The organism is Polaribacter sp. 20A6, assembly GCF_011378915.1.
GTDB lineage: Bacteria > Bacteroidota > Bacteroidia > Flavobacteriales > Flavobacteriaceae > Polaribacter > Polaribacter sejongensis.
Window position 1 is genome coordinate 570486 of record NZ_WTPZ01000002.1, and the last position, 20674, is coordinate 591159.

Genomic DNA, 20674 nt, shown 5'->3' on the forward strand with positions numbered 1-20674 from the left:
AATCTGCGATTATCCGTGAGATCTGCGGGAAGCAAAAAAGGAAAAACTCATGAAATTAGTAATAGTTACAGCAGTCGAAGAATTTCAAAAGGAGGTTTTAAAAATCTTCAAGAAAGCAAATATTGAAAACTTTAGTAGTTCTGATATTGATGGACATAAAAATGTACCTCAATTATTAAAGGCTTCTAATTGGTTTTCTGCAGAGAAGAATGGCAATGAATCTATCATGTTTTTCTCTTTTACGGAAGCAGAAAAAATAGATGGTTTGTTTGTATTAATAGAAGATTTTAATAAAAAAATTAAAACAAATAATCCTTTAAAAGCAATTGTTCTGCCAATAGAAAGATATATATAATTAAAAATTAGAGTAAGAAATGTTAAATAAATATTTTAGAGTTATAGTAGGAGTAATGGTTTTGTTAATGGTTGTACTAACCTATTATGTGAGCGTAAATTGGTTGTGGTTCGGAGTTTTTATTGGACTAAATTTAATACAATCTGCATTTACAAAATGGTGTTTATTAGAAACCATTTTAGTGAAATTAGGCGTTAAAAAATAAGAGCCGATCTTAAAACTGAGACTTATTCGATAATTTTTTCTGGTTGTTTTAAAAGATATTTTATTGAATAAGCTCTTGTAAAATGTGCGCCATAGAAGAGAATTAAACTAGTGTAAGAAACCCATAGCATTACTAATATTATAGAGCCAGCGGCACCATAGGTAGAACCTGGTTCTACTTCGCTAAAGTAAATTGCAAGTAAATATTTACCAACAACAAAAAGAATTGAGGTTAACAAAGCACCAATTCTAACTGCTCTCCATGGTACATTTGCATTCGGTAAAATTTTAAACATTGCTGCAAAAACAAAATAAATAGAAGCTAAGGAAATAAAAATATCCAACGTAAAAATAGAATTTACCAATTCACTAGAAATAATATTTTTTAAATTTTCTCCAAAAGTACTAAGTAGTGAGGTTAAAACGAGACTTATTAGTAGTAAGAAAACAATAATTAAGATAAAACCAAAACTTTTTAATCTTACAAAAACAGTTTCTAAAACACCATTTTTAAATCTAGGTTTTGCATCCCAAATGGTGTCTAAAATATTTTGTATTTGAAAAAACACACCTGTAGAACCATATAGTAAAGTTGCAATACCAATGATGGTTGTAAATAATGACGTTTTTTTACTTCCATCATTAACCATCATTCCTTTTATTGTTTCTGCCGTTTCGGCACCAATAGCGTTAGATATTTCGTTTAAAATTTGTCCTTCTACTATTTCTTTTCCCCAAATAGAACCAACAAGGTTAAATATAATTATTAGTAGTGCAGGTAAAGACAGTATTGCATAATAAGCAATAATTGCAGCTTTATTAAAAGGGTCATCTTTAAACCAAGCTTTTGCACTTGTTAACAATAATTCAGGTAAATGTGTTAGTTTAAATTTTTTTCTTTCTGTATTTTCTTTTTTATCTGTCATACATAGCAAAATTACAGCAAAATTATAGATCTATAATTTCTTTTTTTAAGATGTGTGTTTTGTTACTTTTAAAATTCTTAGTAAAATAAAAGTATTAAAATTTATATTTTATCCTCTATATCTTCTTTTTCTTGATGGTTCAAACTTTTTTCCTTCACCTCCTAGGCTATTAAACTTCCAAGTAAAGGTTAACATTGCGTATTGTTGTAAAACGGTACTAGAAGAATCTTGAATATAATCTTCTGTAGCTACTCTTCTTGCATTTGTATTTTGATTTAAAATATCATATACTTTTATACCAACTGCTCCTTGGTCTTTTAAGATTGAATAACGCAAGGTCGCATTCCAAAACCAAGCACTTTTTTGAAATCCATCAGCAATATTTGGATTGTAATTAAACTTTACATCATTTCTCCATTCTAACTTTTTAGGTAGAAATGTAGAGGTGCTTATTAAAACATCATGACTTGTAAAGTTTTTATCACTAAAACTATCAATGTCGTAGGTGTTTCTGTTGAAAGAAACAGCATAAGAAGGTCTAATTTCAAATACATCATCCCACATAAAATCAAAACCAATTCTTGGAGAAATTGACGTTGCTTTACTAGAATATTGTACTCCATTATTAAAGTTAATGTTTTTATTAAGATTTCCAAAAACCGTAAATTCTGATTTTAAACTACCAAAATCTTCCCATTTTTTTGTTACACTATAACTTCCACCACCTTGTATGCTATAAAAACCATCTACGTTGGCATAAGAAGTTTCTCTAATAAGTGTATTTTGATCTATTATAGTATTTGCAATTACTCTATCGTTTGTAAAAGAAGCATTACCAAAAGCCCAAAAACCAGTTCTGTCTTGCCAATTAAAATTAGAGACTCCAAAACGAATACTATGTGTTTTAGTAGGATCTAATTCTGGGTTACCGGTTACAATATTTAAAGGATTAGATTCATCTCTAAATGGTTGTAATTGATATAAAGAAGGTGTTCCGTTTCTAAAGTTATATTTAAGTCGATAGCTGCTGGTTCTGTTTTTTCTAAAACGAAACCCTAATCCGTACTCTAAGTTGTTAAATTCTCTTTCTAAATTGGTTTCCGGTCTTAAAAAATCTGTATTTTTTAAAGTTCTGTTTACGTAAGCAATATCTGCAGATGTAGACCATTTTTCATTTCGGAAAGATAATTTTGCACGTGGTTTTTTAACGTTGTCTTGGTATTCGAAATCGGTACTTAATAGGTTGCTGAAATCTGTGTAATCGTTGGTGTTTTGATCCAAGTTAAACGTACTTCTTATTTTTGTTGTTTTTGTGTTTGAATATTCATAACCAACATCAAAATATAATAGTCTTGATATTATTGGAAAACGATAGGTAACCTCACTACCAATTTCCGTTTTGTCTGTATTTCCATCTGAATACTGGTCTCTAAGTATTTGATTTGGGGTATCACCATAAATATTGGTTTCAGATTTTACCAAATCTTCTGTTTCAGATTTATCAATATTTGCTGTCAGTTCTACTCTTAAAAAAGCACCTCTACTGCCAAACATCTTGGTTAAATTTACTTCATTATTAAACTTTTTGCTATTAGAATCTGCAATTGAGTTAGAGTTAGAATCGTTTGTAAGTGTATTACTGTTATTAAAACTTTCTGAATTACTTGTATAAGTGTTTTTGTTAATATCAGCATTAAAATCAGATTCTATGTCAATTCTAAAAGTACTGTCAATTTCAATTTCAAAATCGACACTTGCATCATGACTGTCGCTTTCATTAAAAGAAGTGTTGTAAGAATTTGTAGAAAAGCTTGTTCCGTCGGCTAAGAATGTTTCTCTGTTGCTCGTTGTTTTATTGTCCGATTCACTATTTTTATAGAAGTAATCACTAGAAAGTTCAAACATTTTGCCAAAAGCATTTATGTAATTTAAACCATAATTGTTAGAAGTAACAATACCTTGTCCGCCTCCAAAGCTTCTATTATTTCCACCAAATTGCATTCTTTGATTTCCAAAACTAAAACCAGGAGAGTTTATATTATTACCACCGGCTAAAAGTCCTATTCGTTCGCTTCCTTTAAAACGGGTTGCCATACCTGCATATTCATATCTGTCGTCTGTACCGATTCCTGCAGCAGTTTTACCAAAATAGCCTTTATTGTTTTCTTTTTTTATGGTAAGGTTTATGGTTTTGTTTTCTCCATCAGAATCTTCGCCAGCAAAGGCTTGAGCATTGGTTTTTGTATCTGAAATTTGTATTTTTTCAATAATATCTTTGGTAAGGTTTCTTGTTGTAATAGTTGGGTCGTTTCCAAAGAAAGGCTTTCCGTTAACAAGTATTTTATTTACAGATTTTCCGTTTACCGTAATTGCTCCTTCATCATCTACTTCTACTCCTGGTAGTTTTTTTAATAAATCTTCTACATTGGCATCCTTCTTTGTTTTAAAAGATTTTACATTAAATTCTACGGTATCTTTTTTTATGGTGATAGGAGCACTAGATCTAATAACAACAGCATCTAATGCATTAGCGAGTTCTAAGTTTAAATTACCAACATGCTGGTTTTTTGTATTAATTATTTTTGTGTACGGTTTATAACCAATATATGAAACTACTAATTTTATTTGGCTATCTGCTGTTTTACCTTCAACATTAAAATAACCTTTAGCGTCGGTTATTGTATAAGAAATAATACTGCTGTCTTTTAAACGTTCTGCATGTACGGTTGCAGATTCTAGCAATTCATTATCTTCTAGAGATGTTATTGTACCAGTAATTTTAAATTCCTTAGTTTGAGAATAGGTGATACAAGTAAAAATTAAGCAGATGAGTAAAAGAACTTTCTTCATTATTATTGGTTGATTAAATGAGGTGTGAACAAGTGTAACTAAATAAAGAAACAAAGGTTTAATTAAAGAATTGATAAATAAGGGTTTTTAACAAAACTTTAGGTTTTAGATGGTGTCTTCTTTTTCTCTTTTTTAAAAATGGTAAGCCTATTTTATTAGGGTAAAACGTTGAAGGTGATGTGATAAAAAGTTGGTAAGTATGATAAATTAGTAATTTTATCGTTTTGTTATATTTATTTATTCTAAATAAAGACTATATTTGTCGCATAATTATTTAAGATGATTGTTTTTTATACTGAAAGTAAGCCCGTAGTTTCTATGTTAAATACATCCGTTTGTGATAGTGTTTGTTCGTCTAATTGCATAAAACCAAAGAGTAGCTGTTGTAATAAGTATAAAAAAAAGGGCATCAACTGTAAGCGATGCCCTCATATTTTGCTAAAAGCTTCTTAGCTTAATTTAGTTATTATCCCTTTCTATATAAAGGATCTGTACCAATTGTCCCCATTAAACTCTCTAAATATTCATTAGAAATTACATGTTTGTATTGTAGTTTTAAGTTTTCTAATCGTGTATTGATATCCATTTCTGAAGCAATAGAATTGTTATAAGGATTTGCAATAAAATCTTCAGAATATTTTATTTGATTATCATAAAAAGCAATGTCTTTTTGCTGTTTTAATTGTAATCTCTCTTTGTACCAATCGCTGTTAATTACATACTCTCTTTCAAATAATTTACGTAATTCTGGATCACTAATGTCTTTTCCTTCATAATTACCATATGCCATAATATGTAACAGCACTTTTAATGGCGGAATAGCAGCAGTTATGCTTCCATCTTCAAAATAGTTTAAAGCCACCTTTTGTTGTGCTTCAGTAATATTTTTAATTCCATCTACAAAATCTTCTAAACCTTGTAATTCTGGTTTTAACATTCTTTCGCTAAAAACAGCTGTAGGTTCATCAAAAATTCTATTTAGACATCTGTAAGAAAATGTTTTTGTAATTCTGTATCCTAATCTACTTGCTAAAATAGTTTCTCCTTCGTATTCAAAATCATTAATTTTTTCTAAAGAACCATTTTTAATTAACTCTTTAGGATCCCTGTCTTTAGGTTCTAGTCTTGCCCAAATTTCAGGGATTAATAAACTAACATCGTGGTCTATTTTATTTTCTGCACCTACATAACCTGCAGCAGTGCTAAATCCATTAGATTCTGTTAAGATATGAGACAACAATGCGTTATTTAAGTCTGTTGTTGGAGTAAGCATGTTAAATGGTGCTTTTGTTAAAGCTCCTTCTGTACCAGCTCCAGTAGTAGATGGAGATTTCCCTGTTAAACTACAGATAAAGTCCATAAATAATTCTGGCGCTTCTTGGTAGTGAATTGGGTTATAAACTGCCAAAGGTCTTATTCCTGCAGCTTTATCAACAGGATTATTTCTTCTACCAGGTAAAACAGCATTTACAACATGATATACAGGTTCGTTTAAGTTAATTTTTCTAACTAAACGAACACCAATATCCGCTAAATAAGTATCTTCAGTTTCTACAACATTTTTACAAGGCTCTAAATAACGAGGGTTTTTGGTAGGTTCACCATTTACAATTCTCGTATGAGAAGGCAGAGCAAAAAACTGTTCTTTTTTATCACTTTTAACAATACTTTCAATAAAATCTTTAACTGGTTTTGTATATTTATCAAAGTTGATAGTGTCTTCGTATAAAGCAATGGCATCTTCTTTTTTAAGTAACTCGTAGTTGGTTAAAAAACGGCCGTTTGTTACCAAATCTAATTCGGCAGCTTTATCATAACCTCTTACTACCGCTTCATCTGGTCTTTGAAAAAGATGTGCCTCGCAATTAGTTAATAATTTTAAACTTTTATTGGTGAATTCAGGGTTTAAGTTTTTTAATTGATTTCTAGGTATGGTAATAGAAGCTGTAATATCATCTTCTGTTTGTACTTTTTCTGAAGGAGAGAAATCTGAACGTAATTTGTTTAACATCCAATTTCCTTGTTCATTAAAACCAATACGAACATAACTACCAACAACTGGTGTGTTGTTGTATAATAAACTCGTTCCTTTTTTTCCGTTGATAATTTCAACAGACATGTACTCTTTCCAATTTAAAGTTCCGTGTGCTTGTCTGTATAACCTTTTTACAAAAAGCACTAAAGAACGAATGTGTACAGGAATTTCTTCTAAAAATTGATTGAACTCATCAGAATTATGTTTCGACGGAATTAATAATTTAACAGCAGAACTTAACGTTCTTTTTTCACTTAAAAAAGATCTAGAAATTGGTCTGTTTGGGTCTTTTACTTTCCATCGATTAGAATATACATACTCTATAATTTCGTCGGCCTTTTTAAAGTCTTCTTCTATATTATGAATGTTAAAAGTACTATACGTAATAGCATTTTGCATTGGTTTAGAAATCTCAGATTTACCACCACCAGAAACTGTACATGGTTTGTGGCAAAAAACACCTTCTGCAAATGTTTCTATAATTCTCCATAAATCGATAGATTTATGTTTTTCTAATTTTAATTTACTTCCCGTAGGGTGTATGTAAGTTTTGTAAGGAGACAATGTTAATTTTTGCTCTTTACTTTTATGCATCCAAGTAATGCTGTTAGTATTGGTGTTTATGTATGCAAACTCCGGGATGTAAACAATGTTTGGGTATTTTTTATCTACCGCATAGTTTTCTGGTTTTACCTCTATGGTATCTCCTAAAAGTTGTTTTACACCTTCAAAAGTATGTTTAAAGTTATAGAATTCAGATTGCACTTTACCATCTACGGTATCGCCCATAACTCTTCTAGCAAATGCAATTGCACCACCTGCATGTTCTTCTTCTACCAAACCAAATAGGTTGGCAGAATAACTAATTTGAGTTTTTATTTCTTTTTTGGAATATCCGTAATAATTATCTGCAATTAGGGTAACTACAACACCTCTATCATCTCTACAGGTAATTTTAAAAGCACCACCTTCATTATAAAGTTCCTCTTCATTTTCCCAACACATTCCGTCTTTTTTCTGACGTTCTGTAGCATCATCAAAATGAGGTAAGCCAACATCTTTCTTTTTTAATTCTTTTAATTGTGGAGCTAAAACAATACAGCCAGTATGTCCTGTCCAGTGTTCTGTATCTAAAGCAGCATCATTTTGTGCTAAGTTATGGTCTCCGGCATTGCCGAAAATTGACTCTACAAAATCTAAATTACTTACTAAGTTTCCTGGTACAAAAAAGCGAACCTCTAATGATTTTTCTGAGATTACTCCTTTAACTTCCGGACAAACCACAGGTCTTAAAAGTGAAGAAACCATTACTTTGGCTTGTTTATCTTGACTAGAGGTAAACGGAAGTGTTTTTAAATCATCCGAAGGATTAAAAGCTGAATGCAATAAATGCGCAAAAGTTTCTTGCGGAACTTCTTTTTTGTCTAATGGTACAGGTAAGCTGCCTTTTACAATATGAAAAGTTCCTTTTGTTGTCCTTTTATCGTTTAATGGATTGTTTAAAATACCTTGTTTTATTCTGCTAGTAGTAACTAAATTACTTTTAAAAGAATCACCATCTGGAGGTAAACTAAGTTCTCTTGCTTGTCCTTTTTTAGTTAATACCAACGTGTTGTTTGGTATTACAAGAGATTTATTAATAGACACTTTTTTTAAATAATCATTAATAAATGCTTGTATTCTTGAATCTGCAGGAGAAAGATGGTCCGATAATAATCTAGATCTTTGCTTGATACTTTTAATAAGACTGCAAGTTAATTCCTCAAATTTCGGATCTAAAAATTGAATAGAATTTTCTGGTTTGTCCTTAAAAGTAGGTTGTCCTAATGAAGCTAATTGTAGGTTAATAAACTGAATAATGTCATTTCTAGTTTCTTGCATAATGATATTTTTAAACTCATATAAAAATACCATAAAATTTTCATTGCTAAGTTACTGAAACACTAAGTATTTAACTCTTGTTGAAAATAAATCGTTTTATTGATTTTTGTCTTAATTTCAACATTTGTTAAACGTTTAACCAAACCATAAAAAACACTACTTAAAAGCACTTAAACCAGTTACATCTAAACCTGTAATTAATAGGTGAATGTCATGCGTTCCTTCATAGGTAATTACACTTTCCAGATTCATCATGTGACGCATTATAGAATACTCACCAGTAATGCCCATTCCACCTAACATTTGTCTCGCTTCTCTTGCAATATGAATAGCCATGTCGACATTATTTCTTTTTGCCATAGAAATCTGAGCAGAAGTTGCTTTTCCTTCATTCTTTAAAGTACCTAATCTCCAGGCTAATAATTGTGCTTTGGTGATTTCAGTAATCATTTCTGCTAATTTTTTCTGTTGTAATTGAAATTGGCCAATCGGTTTGCCAAACTGTTCACGTTCTTTACAATAACGTAAAGCGGTATCGTAACAATCCATTGCAGCACCAATTGCGCCCCAAGCAATTCCGAATCTTGCAGAATCTAAACAACCTAAAGGTGCTCCGAGTCCAGATTTATTTGGTAATAAATTTTCTTTAGGCACTTTTACATTATCAAAAATAAGTTCTCCTGTTGCAGATGCACGCAAAGACCATTTATTATGTGTGGTAGGTGTTGTAAAACCTTCCATTCCGCGTTCTACCAATAAACCATGAATTCTACCTTCTTCATTTTTTGCCCAAACAACGGCAACTTGCGCAAAAGGCGCGTTAGAAATCCACATTTTTGCACCATTTAAAAGATAGTGATCTCCCATATCTTTAAACTTGGTTTCCATACCAGACGGATTAGAACCGTGATTTGGTTCTGTTAATCCAAAACAGCCCATCCATTCGCCAGAAGCTAATTTTGGTAAATACTTTTTACGTTGTGCTTCATTTCCATATTTAAAAATAGGATACATTACTAAAGAAGATTGCACAGAAGCTGTAGAGCGAACTCCAGAATCTCCACGTTCTATTTCTTGCATAATTAATCCGTAAGAAATTTGATCTAATCCTGCACCACCGTATTCTTCTGGAATGTAAGGGCCAAAAGCACCAATTTCTGCCAAACCACTAATAATTTGAGTTGGAAACTCTGCTTTTTGAGCATATTCTTCAATAATAGGAGAAACGTCTCGTTTTACCCATTCTCGAGCTGCACTTCTTACTAGTTTGTTTTCTTCGGATAATAAATCATCTAGATTATAATAATCTGGCGCTTGAAAAAGATCTTGTTTCATAAGTTTATATCTAAAAGTGGATTCGAATTTAATCTTATTTTTTGAACAATATGTGTGTTTTTAAACAAATATATTGATTGTTGTTTAATATTTATATTTTTATTTGTCAGAAATTAAACTTTAATAAAGCAATAAATATGAAAGTTAAAGATACAAAATCTATAAAAAGTAGATGATTTCTATTAAGTTTGTATGCATGAAGCATACCTTAGGAAAAGAAGAGCGTTTAAAAAGTAAAAAGCTCATAGAAAAACTTTACGAAGAGAGAAATTCTGTGAAAGCGTATCCTCTTAGAATGATTTTTTTACAAACAGATCATACCTCAGAATTCCCAGCTCAAGTAGGGGTTTCTGTTCCTAAACGTAATTTTAAACTGGCTGTAGATAGAAACAGAATAAAGCGGTTAATGCGAGAATCCTATCGTTTGCAAAAAGAAATTGTCTACAATAATTTAGAGCAACCTTATGTTTTTATGATTTCGTATATTGGGAAAGATAAATGTACTTATGACGAGATATTCTTAAAAATGGAAAAATTACTAACTCGGTTTGTTAGTGAAGTAAAAAATAAAAAAAATGAAGAGGTTTAAGTTTTCAAAAAATACAATTATTGTTCTTTTAGTAGGAACAATCTTTTTATCGTTTGCATTTAAATCGAAATTTTTTGAGGTTGCAAAACAAATTGAAATTTACAATACATTATTTAAAGAGTTAAATATGTATTATGTAGATGAAATTAATCCTGCAGAATTAACAAATAGCGCTATTAAAAATACGCTTAAAGATTTAGATCCTTATACCAACTTTTACAATGAGCAAGATGTAGAAGATGCAAAAATATTAAGAGAAGGAGAGTATGGCGGTATTGGTGTTTCTGTTTATTATGTAAAACAAGGAATTCAGATTAAAGAAATTTTTAAGGGATATTCGGCAGATAAAGCAGGTTTAAAACCAGGAGACATTATTGTTTCTATTGATGGCCAATCTGTAAAAGATATGGAAAGTGAGCAACTTTCTATGTTGATAAAAGGAACACCAAATAGTAGTTTTTCTGCAGAGATAGAAAGACAAGGAAAAAGGATTCAGAAAGAAATAACGAGGGATAAAGTAGTGATAAATCCAGTGCCTTTTTCTGAAATGATCGATGAAGAAACGGGATATATTGTATTAACACGCTTTAATGAAAAAGCATCATCCGAAGTAAAAAAAGCATTTAGAAAATTAAAGAAAGCGGGTATGAAGCAACTGGTTTTCGATTTAAGAGGGAATCCTGGAGGTTCTTTGCTAGAATCTATAAATATTTCTAATTTTTTTTTACCAAAAGGAGAGGTGATTGTTTCTACAAAAGCAAAAGTTAAAAAATGGAGCAATACGTATAAAAGTACAAATGATCCTTTAGATTTAGAAATACCGATTGTAGTTTTAGTAAACGGACGTTCTGCTTCGGCATCAGAAATTGTAAGTGGTTCTTTGCAAGATTATGATAGAGCTGTAATTATGGGGCAGCGTTCTTTTGGAAAAGGATTAGTGCAGCGTTATAGAAAATTGACATACGGTACCCAATTAAAATTAACAATTTCTAAGTATTATACGCCAAGTGGTCGATGTATTCAAGAGTTGGACTATGCTAATAGAGATAAAAACGGAAAAGTTCCTAAATTTTCTGATGCAGGAATAAATGAGTTTAAAACGGCAAACGGAAGAAAAGTATATGATGGTGGCGGTGTTTTGCCAGATGTAGTTATTAAAACATCAGAAAAAACAGAAGCAACTGAGATGATCTTAAACTCTAAAGCTATTTTTAATTTTGCTGTAAATTATTATTATCAGCATCCATCAATAGAAAGTGCTCTTAATTTTGAATTTAAAGAGGCTGATTTTAATAAATTCACTAATTATTTAGAGTTAGATACCACATTTGTTACCAAGCAAGAAGCTTTGTTTAAAGAAGCGTATAAAGCTATAACAGTAAATAATATTTCTAATGAATATGAGAAAATTCAAGAAAAATTATTTAAAAATAAAGTAGATGAAATCACTAAGAATAAAGATATTCTTAAAATAGTTCTTGAAGAAGAAATTCTAAATAAATACTATTTTGATGAGGGAGTATATAACCATAAATTAAAGAATGATTTGGTTATAAGAGAAGCGGTTAACGTATTAAAAAACCAAGAAAAATATAAGCAAATTTTATCCGCTAAATAATTTTATATTTGAAAATTAAAATTGAAAATGACAAAAATAAATAAAACAGATAGAACTAGAGCTCACGAGTCTACAAATGCAATAGAAAAATTATATATTTCTATGCGTCATTTATTTAGTAGAGGTTTTTACAAGCCAATGGGTATTTCTGGAGAAACTTTACGTAAATCTTTACTTTTATTAAGACCAGAAATTTATGGTTCAATTGCAGAAGAAAGAATTGAGTTGAATGGTTTAATATATGTAATTGAAAGGCTTCCAAGAGGAATTGAAGAATGCCAATTTATAAACTTAACTGCAGATGAAGGTTATAGTGATTCTCATTTTGAAACAATAATTCCTCCAAAAAGAAGAAGAAATTGTTACAGAATAGACAAAGACCAAATGAATATAGAGATTACACGTGGTCGATCTGAAATCTATGATATTCTTACACATTTAACGTTCTTATTTATAGAATCTCATAAAATTCAAAAAAGAGTTACTATAAGTGAAGGGACAGATTTTATTAGAGAATGGAAATATTTAGAAGATATTGTAATCTATAATAAAGAAATTACAGACCAAGAAAGAGAGGTTGCTACTGCTCATTTAAGTAATATTTTAGGAAGAACTTTTGAGGAAGTAATAGATATTCATAAAGCATTTGCAACATCAGAAAAAAAGGATCGATTTTTTCATTTAATTTATTGGTTGGGTAAATTAGCGATTGATGAGGTTTTAGATAATAAAAAGAGAAAAGTTACTTTTAGCTCTGTTTTAATTGAAGAAATAGGACACCATATTTATGGAGATATTTGGGCTAATAATATTAAAAAAGTACTAAAAGAAAATAGTCTACTAAAAAGACCAATTCATATTATTAGTGCCAACATGCACAGTGTCTTAAATTCTATTTATGCCAAAGGTGCGTTGCCAAAAGAGGCTGAAGAGCATGAAGGTTTTGGGCTGTTTCAATTATTAAGTAATTCTAATAGCAAGCCTTTGCAAAAGGCAGTTAAGGAATATGCTTCAGAAAATGGATTAATCTATATTAAAGATACTTCGGGTACCAATATTAATGTTCAAGTAATAGATACAGAAAAAATTAATTTTGAAGATTCTCCGTTTGATAAAGTAAATTCTGTGAATAAAAAGCCTGTTATCATTGTAATGGATTATGCTTTTGGAGAGCAAGCTTACGAAACTATGGATGAGCTTTTAAAACCGTATAAAAATACAAAGAAGAAAAATCATTTAGATGTGAAATCTGTTTCTATAATGGGTAAAGCAGGTATTTTAGAAGGTGGAAAAGGAGATATTATGATTCCTACTGCACATATTTTTGAAGGTACTGCAGATAATTATCCGTTTAAAAACGAGTTGTCTAAAGAAGATTTAGAAGGTTTTGGAGTAGAAGTTTTTGATGGTTCTATGATTTCTGTTTTAGGAACTTCATTACAGAATAAAGATTTGTTACAGTTTTTCCATGATTCTACATGGAATGTTATTGGTTTAGAAATGGAAGGTGCTCATTATCAAAAAGCAATACAATCTGCCTCTAAAATTAGAGGGAATATTTCTAAAAACGTAAAAGTAAGATATGCCTATTATGCATCAGATAATCCGCTAGAAACAGGAGCAACATTAGCTTCTGGAGGTTTAGGGATGACAGGTGTTACACCAACATACGCGATTACTCAAAAAATATTAGAACAAATTTTTTAATAGTCTAAGACTAAAATATTATATCAAAAAAGAATGTCAACAAATCAAAAAAATAACGAAGAAGAAATAGATTTAGGTTCATTATTTGTGCTTATAGGTAAAGGTTTTTCTAAGTTTTTTAATTTTATTGGAAGTATTTTTAAAGGAGTTTTTAATTTTCTAATCATCATTTTAATCTTCTTTAAACAACACTTTATTAAGATTGCAATTGCAGCATTAATAGGTGTTGTTGCAGGGATTTTTTTAGAGGTAAAAAAGAAAGATCTTTATGGATCTGATTTACTTGTAAAACCGAATTTTGAAAGTACAAGGCAATTATATAATAATATAAATTATTATAATGACCTTGTAAGACAGAAAAAGACGGCAGACTTAGCTGAAATATTTAATATAGATGAACCAACAGCTGCAAGTTTTAAGAAATTTACAATCACTTCCGTAGAAACTGAAAATGATATTATTGATTCTTATAATAAATTTATTTTGGCAGTAGATACAACTACGGTAAAGAGTTATAAATATGAACAGTTTAAAAAAGCCTTCTCAGATTATGACTATAAAATTCATGAAATTCACGTAGTTTCAGAAAAAAATGATGTTTTTAATAATTTAGGAGATGTTATTATTTCTTCCGTAGTAAAGAATAAATACTTTAACAGATTAAAGGAATTAAGTAATGAGAACTTAAACAGAACCGATTCTTTATTACGTCAAAATTTAGGTCAGGTAGATTCTTTAAGAAGGGTTTACATGCAGGTAATGGTTGAAGAGGCAAAAAAACAAAGTAACGGAACAAATATAGATTTAGGAGGTGTTAAGAGCACAACCAAAGAGTTAGAGCTTTTTGAAACGAATAGAAAAATTAATGCAGAATTAAAGAGTGTTGTTAGTGATAGATCTGAAAAATATGAGGTGATTAATGTAGTTTCTAATTTTCAGTCCGTAGGATATAAAGTAAGTGGTGTTGCGCAAAATTATGCCTTTTTATTAGCTGTTTTAGGTGCAGGTCTTATGGTTTTATTTTTAATGATAAAACAATTAAATACATTTCTAAATAACTACAAAAAATAAACAATGCAAACAATTCTTATAACAGGTGGAGCAGGGTTTATAGGCTCTAATTTTATCCCTTATTTTTTAAACGAACATAAAAACTACAAAGTAGTAAATTTAGATGTGCTTACGTATGCAGGAGATCTTTCTAACTTATCTGAAATAGAAAATAATGAAAGATATACTTTTGTAAAAGGAGATATTTGTGATAGAGATTTGGTAGAAAATCTTTTTAATGAACATAAGTTTACAGGCGTTATTCATTTTGCAGCAGAATCTCATGTTGATAATTCTATTAAAAATCCTGATGCATTTGTTAGAACAAACGTCTTTGGAACTTTTAATTTATTAGATGTAGCAAAAAAATATTGGATGGAAAGTCCGAATGTATTTATAGAAGGTTTTGAAAATTCAAGATTTTTACATGTTTCTACAGACGAGGTGTATGGTACTTTAGGAGAAACAGGTTTGTTTACTGAAGAAACACCTTATGCACCAAACAGCCCTTATAGTGCTTCTAAAGCATCATCAGATTTTATGGTGAGAAGCTATTTTCATACATTTGGGATGAATGTTGTAACCACCAATTGTTCTAACAATTATGGACCAAAACAACATGACGAAAAACTGATTCCTACAATTATAAGAAAAGCTATTTCTGGGGAAAATATTCCCATTTATGGTGATGGGAAAAATATAAGAGATTGGTTATTTGTATTAGACCATTGTACAGGTATTGCGCTTGCTTTTAAAGAAGGTAAATTAGGAGAGACCTACAATATTGGTGGTAAAAACGAACGAAATAATTTATATATAGCAAATGCTATTTGTGAAATTTTAGACGAAGAAAAACCAAAAGAGAAACCGTACAAAGAACAAATTAGTTTTGTAGAAGACAGAGCGGGTCATGATTTTAGATATGCAATTGATGCATCGAAAATAGAAAATAAATTAAACTGGAAAGCTAAAGAGAATTTTGAGACTGGTATTAGAAAAACCATTCAGTGGTATTTAGAAAAATATAGTTAGATATGAAAGGAATAGTTTTAGCAGGAGGTTCTGGTACAAGATTACACCCACTTACATTGGCAGTAAGTAAACAGTTAATGCCAGTGTATGATAAACCGATGATTTATTATCCACTTTCCACTTTAATTTCGGCTGGAATAAGAGAAATCTTAATAATTTCTACGCCGCAAGATTTACCCTTGTTTAAAAAGTTATTAGGTAACGGAAATCAAATTGGTTGTAGTTTTGAGTATGAAGTGCAAGCAGAACCAAATGGTTTGGCAGAAGCATTTATTATTGGTGAAAAATTTATAGGTAAAGATAAGGTTGCTTTAATTTTAGGAGATAATATCTTTTATGGTTCTGGGTTATCTAATTTGTTAAAAGCGAATAACAATCCCAATGGAGGTATTGTGTATGCTTACCATGTAAATGATCCAGAAAGATATGGTGTGGTAGAATTTGATGATAATCAAAGAGCAATTTCAATAGAAGAAAAGCCAGAAAAACCAAAGTCTAATTATGCGGTTCCTGGTATTTATTTTTATGATAATGAAGTTGTAGAAATTGCTAAAAATATAAAGCCAAGTAAAAGAGGCGAGTTAGAAATAACAGAAGTAAACAACGTGTATTTAAAAAAAGGGAAACTATCTGTAGAAATTTTAGATAGAGGAACTGCATGGTTAGATACAGGTACTTTTGATTCTTTAATGCAAGCAGGCCAGTTTGTACAAGTAATTGAAGAAAGACAAGGCTTAAAAGTTGGTGCTATAGAAGAAGCAGCTTACAGAGCAGGTTTTATATCAAAAGAACAAATGATAGAAATAACAAAGCCTTTATTAAAAAGTGGTTATTCTAATAATTTATTAAAAATATAATGAAAGTTACAGAAACAAGTTTAAAAGGATGTTATGTTATAGAACCTCTTTTTTTTAAAGATAATAGAGGGGGTTTTTTATTAGAATATAATAAAAAAGAGTTTGAAGAAAAAACAGGATTTAAAGGAGATTTTGTTTTGGGAAATCAGTCTACTTCTCAATATGGAGTTGTAAGAGGTTTGCATTTACAAAGAGGAGAATTTGCACAAGCAAAATTAGTAAGAGTGGTAAAAGGGAAAATTTTAGATGTTGCTGTTGATGCTAGAAAAGATTCTGAAACTTTAGGTAAAGTCTTTTCTGTAGAATTATCGGCAGAAAATAATAAACAATTATTTGTTCCAAGAGGGTTTTTACATGGTTTTTCTGTTTTAGAAGATGATACAATTGTATCTTATAAATGTGATAATTATTATGAACCAGAAGCAGAAGATGGTGTTTTATTTGATGATAAAGATTTAAATATTGACTGGAAAATACCTATGGATAAAATTACACTTTCAGAGAAGGATAAAGTGTTGTTTGATTTTTCAGAATTTAAAAATATTTAATAAGTATTTTAAAAATAGTTCTCTTTTAGGAGAAGATTTTATGAAAGGTATTTTTAAAAAAATTACTAATTTAGACGAACATTCAAAAGAAGTTTTTTTTAAATCTTCATCAACCGTATTAATTCAAATTGTTGGTATTTTAGCGAGGTTGTTAACTAGTGTGTTTCTTGGTAGAACATTAGGAGCTGCTGGTTTGGGAGATGTTAATTTGATAAACCAAGTAATTACTATTGTAATGGTTTTTTCTATGTTTGGGATGGATCATGTGATTTTAAAGAATACAGCAATTGGGTATGGTGTAAAAGATTTTAAGCTTATAGGTGGTACTCTGTTTACTGCTTTAAGGGTAAATGTTTTAATAGCTATAATTCTGACTGTCTTAGGAGTTTTATCTTCAGGTTTTATTTCTCAAATTTTTAAGAATCCCCAACTACAAACGCCAATTATAATTGTTTTTCTTGTAATAGTTCCCCAAACCATTGGAAACATATTTTCTTCGAGTATTAATGGTTATAATAAAGTATGGCAAAGTAGATTGCTTAAAGACTTTTTAACTTCATTAATTGTTTTTATAGGGGTTTGTTTGTATTGGTTGTTAAGTATAGACGTAAATTTATATTCTATTATAATATTATACGTTGTAGGTAGATGTATCACATTTATAGCTGCTACGATTTATTGGAAATCTCTGTACAAGCCTATTTTTTTAAAAAGTGTATTTGATAAGTCAATGTTAAAGATGGCTGTTCCTTTACTTTTTGTATCTGCAACAACATTACTTGCGTCTTCTATAGATGTATTAATGTTAGGTTGGTTAAGTGGTTCAGAAAAAGTTGGTTTATACACCGTGGCAGCCAGATTAGTATTGTTTATTGCTTTTTTTTTACAAATAACGAATTCTGCTATTTCTCCAAAAATTGCAACTTTTTATTCAAATAAAAATTTTACAGAAATGTCTGTAATGGTTAAAAAAGTTACATTTTGGTTAATTATAATTGGTTTATTATCTGCATTGTTTTTTGTGGCTCTTGGTAAGCCTATTTTAGGTTTTTGGGGTGATGGATTTGTGGAAGCATATACTTGTTTAATAATTCTATGTATTGGTCAGTTTGTAAATGTTTCTACAGGTTGTTCTGGTGTATTGCTAATTATGTGTGGTCATGAAAAAATTTTTAGTTATATTTCTACATCTTTTTTAATTTTAAACATCATTCTTAATTATTTTTTAATAATTGAATATCAAGAAATAGGAGCAGCAATTGCAACTACAACAGCTATTGTAGGAGAGAATATTGTTAGAGTTATAGTAGCAAAATATAAAACAGGAATTTTAACACTTCCTTTTGGACTAAATTAAGTAAATAAAAAATAATGCATACTACCGTTATTATTGTAACATATGGAGATAGATTCCACTTATTAGAAAAAGTAGTAAGATCTTGTTTTTTAGAGGATGTTTCTAAGATTATTGTAATTGATAATAATTCTGAAGAAAAAAGCAAAACAAAACTGTTAGCTCTAAGTAAGGATTATAAGGAGAATATAAAAGTTATTTGGAACGAAGCAAACTTAGGGTCTGCAAAAGCTTTTAAACAAGGATTAAATGAGGCAAATAGTAGAAAAGAAAGTGAATATATTTGGTTGTTAGATGATGATAATAAACCAAATAAAAATTCACTTAAAATTTTAAAGGATTACTGGGCTGTAAAACCTACAAATGTTCATGCTTTATTATCATACAGACCAGATAGAAGCCAGTATAAACAGGCAATAGAAGAAGATAATCCGGAATTGGTTTTATCTTGGGAAAATAGTTTTAGTGGTTTTCATTTTTTTGAAAAAATTTCTAGACCTTTTAAAAGAAAAAAAGAAAAATTAAACATACAAATTGGAGAAATAGCATATGCACCTTATGGAGGTATTTTCTTTCATGTATCTATTTTAGAATTGATAGGGTATCCTGATGAAGATTATTTTTTATATTCTGATGATCACGATTGGACTTATAGAATAACTAATAAAGGGATGAAAATTCACCTTTTATTGGATAGCGTTGTAGATGATATAGATACGTCTTGGGCAATTAAAGATGGAGGTAGTTCTATCTTTGCAAAAATTAAAAAAGCTCCTTCTTTAAGAGTTTATTATACGATTAGGAATAGAATAGTCTTTGAAAAAAAATATTTAATTTCTAATAGATTGGTTTATAGTCTCAATCGTTTATTATTTACTTTTTTTATAACTATCTATGCATATAACACTATCAATTATAAAGTTTTTTTAAGGGCGGTAAACGATGCAAAAAATAATAATCTAGTTAAGTTTTAATGAGGATTTTAATAACAAACACCCTTTATGCTCCAAATAAAGTTGGAGGTGCCGAGAAATCAGTACAAATTTTAGCCGAGAAATTTGTTCTTTTAGGACATGTTGTTAAAGTTGTTTGTTTAGATAAACAAGACTCAAATTATGAAATAAAAGGAGTTAGTATTACTGCTTTAAAAATTAAAAATATTTATTGGCCTTTTAATAATAGTCCTAAAGCTTCATCTCAAAAGTTTTTATGGCATTTAAAAGATTCTAAAAATGTTAATTATAGTAACGAATTTCATAAAATATTTAAAGAATTTAAACCAGATGTTTTATTTACAAATAATTTAAGCGGGTTTTCAACTAATATTTGGTCAATTGCAAAAGGTTTAAATTTACCAGTAGTTCATACTTTAAGAGATTATTATTTACAATGTCCAAAAATAACAAAGTTTAAAAATGAAAAAAATTGTAAAACTCTTTGCGTAGATTGTAAATTACTTTCTATTACAAAAAAGAAAGATTCAGCTAAAGTAGATCATGTAATAGGTATTAGTAATTATATTTTACAAGATCATTTAAAAAATGGATATTTTAAAGATGTGCAGAATCAAGTAATTTATAATGGTTTTAATATTAAGAGTAAACATAATGCTATAGATAATGATAAAATTGTGTTTGGTTATATTGGTCAGCTTAATAAATCGAAGGGTGTTGAGCTGTTATTACAAAGTTTCTCAAATATAAAAAGTAAGAATTGGCAACTTTTAATTGCAGGAAATATAGAGGAAGAATATCTTAATTATTTAAAAGAAATTAATAATTCCAATCAAATAAAATTCATAGGTTTTACAAATAGCAATGATTTTTTTAAGAAAATAGATGTATTAATCGTGCCTTCATTATGGCACGAGCCTTTCGGAAGAGTTGTTTTAGAGTCTATAATACATAAAAAACCAGTTATTGGTAGTAAGAGAGGCGGCATCTTAGAACTTTTGTCGAATAATAAAGCTTTTATTTTTAATCCAGATGATGAAAGTTTAAATCTTCTTATCGAAAAAATAATTTTAGATAAGAATTTTTTAAATAGTTTTAATTTTGATGAGGAATTTCTGAACCAGTTTAAAATAGAAAAAGTTGTAGAGGAGTATTTAAATGTGTTTCATAAATTATTGATGAATGAGGGTAAAATTAAATAAGCTTTTTTTTTGGTCTATTATTTTGACAATAATTTCTACACAAGGTGTTTTAACTTTTGTTGTTTTTAAATTTCTTGGTAATTGGGAATTAAAGAAACTTATTCATCCTCTTTCTTTTTTTTTAATTTGTTTTCTGTTCCTTTTTAAAGCAATAAAAAAAATAAAAGTTACCATTATA

General features: G+C 29.5%; 16 protein-coding genes. 12 read left to right on the forward strand and 4 right to left on the reverse strand.

The genetic code is table 11. The features are described from left to right. The first annotated feature begins 49 nt into the window (after window positions 1-49). Together GQS57_RS06290 and GQS57_RS06295 are read left to right on the forward strand one after the other, a co-directional pair. Window positions 50-355 carry a hypothetical protein gene (locus GQS57_RS06290; protein WP_165731721.1) on the forward strand — a complete coding sequence of 102 codons (306 nt, stop codon included), beginning with the start codon at window positions 50-52 and terminating at the stop codon, window positions 353-355. Window positions 356-374: 19 nt separating this feature from the next. Continuing rightward, window positions 375-560, forward strand: a complete 186-nt coding sequence (locus GQS57_RS06295; RefSeq protein ID WP_165731722.1) for a DUF2892 domain-containing protein — start codon at window positions 375-377, stop codon at window positions 558-560. Window positions 561-582: 22 nt separating this feature from the next. Here the strand turns inward: GQS57_RS06295 and GQS57_RS06300 are convergent, their stop codons facing one another. From GQS57_RS06300 to GQS57_RS06315, 4 genes are all read right to left on the reverse strand, one after another. Beyond that, window positions 583-1485: a YihY/virulence factor BrkB family protein gene (locus tag GQS57_RS06300; protein WP_165731723.1), complete on the reverse strand. Its 903-nt coding sequence runs from the start codon at window positions 1483-1485 to the stop codon at window positions 583-585. A gap of 108 nt (window positions 1486-1593) precedes the next feature. Next, entirely contained in the window at window positions 1594-4335 is a 2742-nt protein-coding gene (locus GQS57_RS06305; RefSeq protein ID WP_165731724.1) for an outer membrane beta-barrel protein, read from the reverse strand. 466 nt (window positions 4336-4801) lie between these two features. Further along, window positions 4802-8251: a hypothetical protein gene (locus tag GQS57_RS06310; protein ID WP_165731725.1), complete on the reverse strand. Its 3450-nt coding sequence runs from the start codon at window positions 8249-8251 to the stop codon at window positions 4802-4804. A gap of 156 nt (window positions 8252-8407) precedes the next feature. Further along, window positions 8408-9586: an acyl-CoA dehydrogenase family protein gene (locus tag GQS57_RS06315; RefSeq protein ID WP_165731726.1), complete on the reverse strand. Its 1179-nt coding sequence runs from the start codon at window positions 9584-9586 to the stop codon at window positions 8408-8410. Window positions 9587-9782: 196 nt separating this feature from the next. Here GQS57_RS06315 and rnpA point away from each other — a divergent pair, with 196 nt between their 5' ends. Genes rnpA through GQS57_RS06365 form a run of 10 tightly spaced genes read left to right on the forward strand, consistent with a single transcriptional unit; the run spans window position 9783 to window position 20496 of the window. Continuing rightward, complete coding sequence (gene rnpA, locus GQS57_RS06320) at window positions 9783-10175, forward strand: ribonuclease P protein component (RefSeq protein ID WP_165731727.1); 393 nt, start codon at window positions 9783-9785, stop codon at window positions 10173-10175. Then, window positions 10162-11793 (forward strand): S41 family peptidase, encoded by a 1632-nt coding sequence (locus tag GQS57_RS06325; RefSeq protein WP_165731728.1) that lies wholly within the window; start codon window positions 10162-10164, stop codon window positions 11791-11793. The genes rnpA and GQS57_RS06325 overlap by 14 nt, the downstream gene beginning before the upstream one ends. 27 nt (window positions 11794-11820) lie before the next feature. Continuing rightward, on the forward strand, window positions 11821-13500 hold the full coding sequence (locus GQS57_RS06330) for a hypothetical protein (RefSeq protein ID WP_165731729.1): 1680 nt from the start codon (window positions 11821-11823) through the stop codon (window positions 13498-13500). A 33-nt stretch (window positions 13501-13533) separates the two neighbouring features. Further along, a complete protein-coding gene (locus GQS57_RS06335) occupies window positions 13534-14571 on the forward strand; it encodes an urea transporter (RefSeq protein WP_165731730.1) in 1038 nt (345 codons plus the stop codon). A gap of 3 nt (window positions 14572-14574) precedes the next feature. After that, a complete protein-coding gene (rfbB, locus tag GQS57_RS06340) occupies window positions 14575-15582 on the forward strand; it encodes a dTDP-glucose 4,6-dehydratase (protein ID WP_165731731.1) in 1008 nt (335 codons plus the stop codon). 2 nt (window positions 15583-15584) lie between these two features. Continuing rightward, a complete protein-coding gene (gene rfbA, locus GQS57_RS06345; RefSeq protein WP_165731732.1) occupies window positions 15585-16439 on the forward strand; it encodes a glucose-1-phosphate thymidylyltransferase RfbA in 855 nt (284 codons plus the stop codon). Next, window positions 16439-16987 (forward strand): dTDP-4-dehydrorhamnose 3,5-epimerase, encoded by a 549-nt coding sequence (gene rfbC / locus GQS57_RS06350; RefSeq protein ID WP_165731733.1) that lies wholly within the window; start codon window positions 16439-16441, stop codon window positions 16985-16987. Before rfbA ends, rfbC begins: the two co-directional genes overlap by 1 nt. Further along, on the forward strand, window positions 16959-18344 hold the full coding sequence (locus tag GQS57_RS06355) for a flippase (protein WP_165731734.1): 1386 nt from the start codon (window positions 16959-16961) through the stop codon (window positions 18342-18344). Before rfbC ends, GQS57_RS06355 begins: the two co-directional genes overlap by 29 nt. A gap of 14 nt (window positions 18345-18358) precedes the next feature. Continuing rightward, window positions 18359-19315 carry a glycosyltransferase family 2 protein gene (locus GQS57_RS06360; RefSeq protein WP_165731735.1) on the forward strand — a complete coding sequence of 319 codons (957 nt, stop codon included), beginning with the start codon at window positions 18359-18361 and terminating at the stop codon, window positions 19313-19315. Continuing rightward, a complete protein-coding gene (locus GQS57_RS06365; RefSeq protein WP_165731736.1) occupies window positions 19315-20496 on the forward strand; it encodes a glycosyltransferase family 4 protein in 1182 nt (393 codons plus the stop codon). The genes GQS57_RS06360 and GQS57_RS06365 overlap by 1 nt, the downstream gene beginning before the upstream one ends. The last annotated feature ends 178 nt before the right edge of the window (window positions 20497-20674 follow it).